We start from the raw sequence: 6603 nt of genomic DNA, 5'->3' as shown, positions 1-6603 counted from the left end.
CATGGTGTTGGCATGGTTAATTCCTTTTACTGTTGAATGAGTGATAAAACCTCATCACCCAATGCCAGAAGCATGCCAAATCGTAACCAACTGTTTTAAAACAACATCCAAACCAACCCCCACTCTCCGGGCAATTTCTTGCCCGAATCCGGGCAATTTTTTGCTCGCCGGGCAAGTTTTTGCCTGAAAGAGTTGCCTGAAAGAGTGGCCGAAAGCCGCTAAAGGTCAGAGCTCAATAGCGAACACAAAGGCGGCCAAACGGGGGAATTCTTGTATTACATAACAACATCTTGAACGTCGGCCGCATCTTGGACATTAGTTCTATCTGAACCCGCCGCCATTGGCGCTTTATTCGAATCAGGGGCGGTTTTGGCTGCCGGGTCATTTGTAACGCCAGAAGCCTGAGTGAGCCCCAAACTCTGGGCCAACAAAGTGCGCTTGATCAGCAGGGATTTCAGTTGCCTGTCCAGCAGTGTCAGCTCCTGAGCTGCCCGCTCATTTTGCTGTTGCTTGAGCAGCTCATCGATGAAGTAGGCTCTGGCCAACACGGGGGACAGGCTGCTGGCATACTCGGCCATATCCCGTGACTGACGCTGCAGCGCACTGAGTTTGTTGGAATCAAGCCCCTGCCATTGCTGTAACTCTTTGCTTAAGTTGGCCGCTCGGGTGCGACTGGCGGCAAAACGCTGGAAATACTTGTCCAGCTCCAACAGATAATCTACCTGCTCGGGATAAACATATGGCTCATCGTTAGCCAAAGGTGCAGCGGCAAATAGCTGATCTATCTTCTGCCACAGAGGCAATGCCGTTTCAGTCGGCAACTGGGTCACCTGCTCGGGTGGTTTGGGCGCAAATCGCTCCGGCCAGAATTTCTGCCCTATGGTCAGCCCCAAAGGTTCGGCAAAGTGTCCCGCCGTCAATGCCAGCAACAAGAGGATGAATCCCAGCGGCCAACTCAGCCCCTTGGAATTAGCCTGCTGCTGAGCACTTGTGGCAACAGCGGGTCGCTTGGCCAGCTGTTTAACGCCATCAATCTTGTCGAAGATTTGAAAGCCGAGCGCATCCAGGTTTGGCATCTGCTTGGGTTGACGCGCTTGCATCAGCTCAAACAGCTGCTGACAGGCATATTCACAACGATACCACTCACGGATATTGCCTTCAGTAGCCTGCATATCCTTGAGCTCCGGCAACAACTTACCTATGGCCCAGTTCAGTATTTCGGCGCACTTTTCCGGGCTGATAGTGCCCATCTCTTTCGAGTGCGCCAACACGGTTAACAGTAACTCCAGCCCGGATGCCAAACCGGCAATGCCGCGGGTCTTGGCCGCAGCTACCGAAAAGTAGCTGGCTGCCAGTAGATCCACCCCATCTGTCATCGCCAGAGTGGCAGCAAGATCATAGACCTTTTCCCAATCCGTCCCACCACTGAAGGGAGATTGGCGCCGGTTGATCTCACTACGCATCTGCTGATAGCGGTTATCTTCCCGAAGCTGAGCCGGTGCTGCGGTCATTCTGAACCATCCGGCATTCACTGTTGTTTGCTGTATCAACTTGGTACACCTCAAATTCCATTAAGTTGAGTCCCACAGGGGAATTGGGCTTCCACACTGTGGAAGCCCGGCGGCTCAGTAGAGTGTTTTAGGCAACTGATAGTTGCTGAGCAGATTTGAGGTAAAGGGATTACTGTTGTCTGCCGTGTGGATCCGATAGGAGATATCGCCCTTATCCACATTGAACTGGTAATCCACACTGGTCGAGCTGGAGCCGGTGATCCTGGCGCTGTCGAGCAGCCTGAAGAATGCCCATGGGCCTTCGTAGCTCAAGGAACGCGGTGACATATTCACTTCGCTTGGCACCAAAGTCAGCTTACTCTCGGCCGTTTCCCGCAAGGTGTTGGGCCATACCAATTCGATGGCGCGACGTGGACCATGGGTGTATTCCACGTACTGGCCATCGACGTTGATCACACTACGACGCTTGTTGGGGCTCATCTGCAGTGGCTCCAGGGTGAACTGTACGTCCAGGTTGCCCTTGAGGTTGAAGAAGGCGGTCTGGATCTGTTTCGCCTGCTCTATCGCCTGCAAGACCTCTTTACGGATCAGGCCGGTTTCACTACCTGCCAGCTGGTTGAGCTGATCCATGTTTTCTTCCAGGAACATCCGCATCTGCTGATCATAGAAGGTATTCAGTGTGCCTTGCGGGCCGAAGAAACGTTCAAAATCGGCAATCGACACCTGTTTAGTGGCCTTGGGATTAAAGGGATAACGGGATGCCAGATTCTGCTGGAACTCCATATACACTTCGTTGTACCAACGCACTTCAAGATGCTTGATAGCACTCTGCAGCACGACCTTCCAGCTCTCCTTGGCCAACTTGGACACCATGGAGTCCAGCGGCTTGGGCAGGCCATCGGAAATACGTTCCAGCGCGTAAACAGGGTCGGCATCGTTGAGCTTGAGCCTTTCCTGAGCCGCCTTCAGTGCCGCCTTGCCCACATCCGGGGAGTTTTGGATCCCGCGCAGATAGGCGTGCAGGCGCACCACGGCTTCCATCACTTCATCCAGATAAGCCGGTTTACCGTCCTGGGACTTCAGCATCTGGTTCAGTTCGACAAAGTCACCGTCTATGGTCGAGGCGATACGATACTGAGGCGACTTGAGCAGCGCCTGACGGGCCTGATCATCATCCGGCATATCCGGGAACAGCTGGGTATTGCTGCCCAGCGTTTCCAGCAGGCGCGACAGCGGCTTGTTGCTCATGGCCACATTATCCAGTACCAACACCGCCTGGTTGATGTCTTCGAAATTCTTCAGTTCAAAACCATTCAGCGCCCGGCGCCAGCTGGCGTTATAGTCGGCCAGATATTGGGCCACTATCTTGTTGCGCAGCGCCGTCTTGTCGGCATCGCTGAAGTCTGTGCTGTGAGCCTGGCCGAGTACCCAGCTGTCAATCAACGCCAGCTCGGCAACTGAATCAGATCTCGGGATAAAGAAGCGCTCAAAACCTTGTTTGGTGAGTATTTTCGGGATCTTGAAGATCTCAGGATCCTGCGCCGCTATCTGGGAGTCAAACACCAATTCATTGGCCGGGCCAACGGTCAAACGCAGATCCAGCGGTGCCCCCAACTGAGATACGGAAGAGGACTTGAGGTATCTGTATACCCGCTGTTCTATCGGCAGCAGGCTCAGCTCATTCTGGGCCTGGGCCACCATGGTATCGAATGGCTTGAGCACAGTCTCAGCGTCCGGATTGGACTCCAGCCGTGCATGCTGCAAGTCTGTGTGCAACAAGGCGTAATCCAGATGCTCCATCAGTTGGGTCTGCAGCTCACGATTGCCTTCATAGGCCTTCTGCCAAACATCGGCAAAGTATTCGCGAACAAAGCTGTCGCGGCGGCCACTCTTGTCGGCCAGCATTCTGAATACCCGCAATACCGCCAGCTTTTCATCACTGCCTTCTGGCGCATCGGCCAGATCCCGCGCCACTTGCCGGAGCAGTATCGGCAGATAACGATAAGACAGCAGGTTCAGATAGGTCTCTTCCACCTTGGGTCCTATGGTGTGACCCTGGTAGAGGCCGAGATCTGAGATTAACCTCGGCTTGTCACGGAAGAAACCAAACTCCAGCGTGGCCGCCCGAATGGTGTTCAGTGGCGGGATCACATTGCGGGCCAGCGGATCAAAGTTGGTGTTATCGATAAGCTCGTTGTATTCATTCACCTTACTCAGCACGGCATCGGCCTGAGCGCTGTTGAGCAGGTAGTATCTGTGCCAGCTGCCAATCAAGAGCACAGAGGCGATGGAGCAGGCCACAAAGGACAGCGCCATGATGCGGCGTTTTTGCTTGGCCACCTTGAAGTTGTCCGAAGCCAGACCCGCTTCCGGATATATGATGCGGGTAAAAAGCGAACGGGTGAAATAGGGAGTAGAGTTTTCACTGCGCTGGGCACTGTTGACCGACTCACTCAGGCCATAACGGCGGGAAGCACCATCCACATAGGCATCTGTCGGCACCCCTTGCTGGTAAACAGAGGTCATATAAACCCCGCGCACCAGTGCCGAGGTCGAGAACTGATCGCTTGCCAACGCATCGACAAAAAACTCACGCAGCACCTTGTGGGCACCGGCAATCTGACGTGAGAAGCTGTAGATGGCCGAGCGTTCTTCCTTGTCGCGGCACTGCAGCAGCGCCCTTGGCAGGCCGGCATTGATGCGCTGAATAAAGTCTTGCCAATCCTGATCGAACTCATTGAGCCAGCTGTCGAGATCGTTGACCGAGTTCAGGGAGAAGGTGAAACCGAGGATCTCATCCCGCTGCGCCTGGGTGAAATGGCGGAAGAAGGGCTCGAATCCCAGCAGCAGATCCAGTTTGGTCAGGGTGATATACACGGGCAGACGAGTTGACAGGGTTTCCATCAGCTCGCGCAATCTGGCACGCAACAAGTGGGCGTAGGCCTTGCGTTCAGCCACAGGATCGCTGACCAGGCTGGCCATATCCAGCGCCAACACCACGCCGTTCAGGGGGCGGCGACTGCGGGTGCGCTCCAGCCACTCGACAAAGTGCAACCACAGGCGGCGCTCTGTCTCGCCATCCGGGCTGGTTACCGAAGGCTTCTGGGTCAACAGCTCACCGTCCGGGTCAATCAGTACGGCATCGTCACCTATCCACCAGTCAAAAGAGAAGGGGTTTTCAGACTTCTTGCCCGAGGCGCGCATAACGGAAGAGAAAACAAACTTCTGCCCGGAGCGGTTAATCAGGCTGGTCTTACCGGCGTTTTCCACCCCAAGCACCAGGAACCAAGGCAAGGCGTACAGGTAGTTACGGGTGTTGAGGCTTTCTTTCATGCCCACCATCACCTCGTTGAGTTCCTGCTCCTGGCGTTCCACCAGGATCTTGACCGGGTCTTCCTTGAGCTGCTGCTCCCTGACCTTCAAGGCGCCGATACGCAACAAACGACGCCACTGCACCCAGCCCCAAATAGTAAAGCAAGACAGGGAGAAGATTGTGCTGGCTATAATTCGGGCCGTTGTCGATGCCAACGGTTTCTCACCGTCCAGCTCCAGCCAGGGGCCCGCCCACCAAATCGCCACATTGACCAGAACGAAGATAGCCACCAGCAAAATGGGCAGCGCCGATTTCAGTTCCGGCAGCAGTTTCCTCAAAAAGGATTTGATCATCGACCACATATACATTTCCCTGTACCTAACTCAGATTGACTTTTTGTTGTAAACGAGACATCAGACCCGGCTCCCAATCCGCCAGACTGGTGTCCGTGGCCTGGCCAAGCAGCACTTGGTACTCCACCTCTGCCATAGCCCCTAACTGGTGTTTATCTTTCAAGTCGGCCCCCAGCAGCCGCAGATAGAACTTGTCCCTCGGCTCAGTGGCCTTGTGCAGTTTTTCGTTGAGCGCCGCAAATGCCAGCGACAACCCGCCACTGGCGGCCAGTTCCCAAATTTCCTGCTCGTAACTGTTGCCTTCAGCCGAACCTGAACCCTGCTGTTCGCTGCCGTTGAGCCAACTGCGGGTTTCTTTGGAAACAAAAGGCACGCCGCCTTTGAACGACATATCCAAAAGCGCAGGCAGACGTTCAACAAAGGCCGCCGTTTCCTCCAGAATCGCCTGAGCCCAGGCCGGCTGCCCCAAGGTCTGTGCCAATTGGGCACTGAGACAATGACCGTCAATCCAGAAAGGACTCAGGCTAAGGCTCTGCTCTATGCGTCTGAGCAGCGCCAGATCCGGACTCTTGGCCAACTGGCTTCGATACTCGGCCACTCTGTCGGCAGAGATAGGCATCAGGCTGGTTTCGCCCTTGGCATTGGCATTTTCCGGCGCCGAGGTCACACTGAACCAGATGGCAAAGCGTCTGAGCCTGAGGCCAAGCGCCATGCCAGCCGGATTCTCGGCGATAAAGTCTGCCACCTTGAGCAGAGCTTGCTTGGTAGCCTTGTCACTGCTGTTGTCTATCTCCAGCCTGGGCATATCCCTGCTTTCACTGCTACTGCGGCTTTCACCGGCGCTGGATTCCTGCGCGGGTTTGGGCTTGTTGGCAGGCTCACTGCTGAAACGGCGCTTGAGCTTGGCCTCCAGGGCCTGCAGTTCATCCACAGGCAACTCTTTGGCGGCCGCGGTATCACACAGAGCCTTGAGAGACTGCAGCAATACCGACTTGGTGTCGGGATCGCAAAAATCGGTATCCAGCCCTTCGGCCGCTTTCAGGGTTCGCTGTACTATTTGGGCGAAAAACTTGCGCCTGGGCAACACGCCTCTGGGGCCCGGCGCCGGATGGCAAGTCTCCCAGAAAGAGGCCATAAAACGCTCCAGCAGTGCCAGCGAGCAGGAGAAACGCTCCAAACTGCACTGATGCTGCAGGCACTGCAGCAAATAGGTGAGCAGTTTCAAATCCTTGCTCTTGGTTTCCAGCAACTTTAAGGCCGCACTCTCCACCTCGTGCCATTGCACTTCGGAATGTGAAAGCGACCCCACCTTCATCATCTGGCCTTCCACATAGTCAAACAGCACATCATCGCTGAGGCGCTCTCCTATGGGATTGGCCTCACTGACGGGGCGGCTGACTTTATCCAGGTATTGATTCAGATCCAT

The 6603-nt window shown here is 55.1% G+C and carries 3 protein-coding genes; all 3 read right to left on the bottom strand.

Annotation, left to right across the window (positions count from 1 at the left end; all coding sequences use genetic code 11):
• Positions 1-275: 275 nt before the first annotated feature.
• On the bottom strand, positions 276-1550 hold the full coding sequence (locus tag ACF8D4_RS15010; protein WP_392468820.1) for a type VI secretion system ImpA family N-terminal domain-containing protein: 1275 nt from the start codon (positions 1548-1550) through the stop codon (positions 276-278).
• Positions 1551-1625: 75 nt separating this feature from the next.
• Complete coding sequence (tssM, locus tag ACF8D4_RS15005; RefSeq protein ID WP_044733765.1) at positions 1626-5186, bottom strand: type VI secretion system membrane subunit TssM; 3561 nt, start codon at positions 5184-5186, stop codon at positions 1626-1628.
• 16 nt (positions 5187-5202) lie between these two features.
• Entirely contained in the window at positions 5203-6603 is a 1401-nt protein-coding gene (gene tssA / locus ACF8D4_RS15000) for a type VI secretion system protein TssA (protein WP_045283099.1), read from the bottom strand.

This window comes from Shewanella sp. YQ_9 (assembly GCF_043103185.1).
Lineage (GTDB): Bacteria > Pseudomonadota > Gammaproteobacteria > Enterobacterales > Shewanellaceae > Shewanella > Shewanella algae.
This window is presented reverse-complemented; position numbering and strand designations above follow the sequence as displayed.

Bases quoted from the DNA above. Each gene is read 5' to 3' on its own strand.
- tssA (WP_045283099.1), bottom strand. From the start codon at position 6,603: ATGGATCTGAATCAATACCTGGATAAAGTCAGCCGCCCCGTCAGTGAG.
- tssM (WP_044733765.1), bottom strand. From the start codon at position 5,186: ATGTGGTCGATGATCAAATCCTTTTTGAGGAAACTGCTGCCGGAACTG.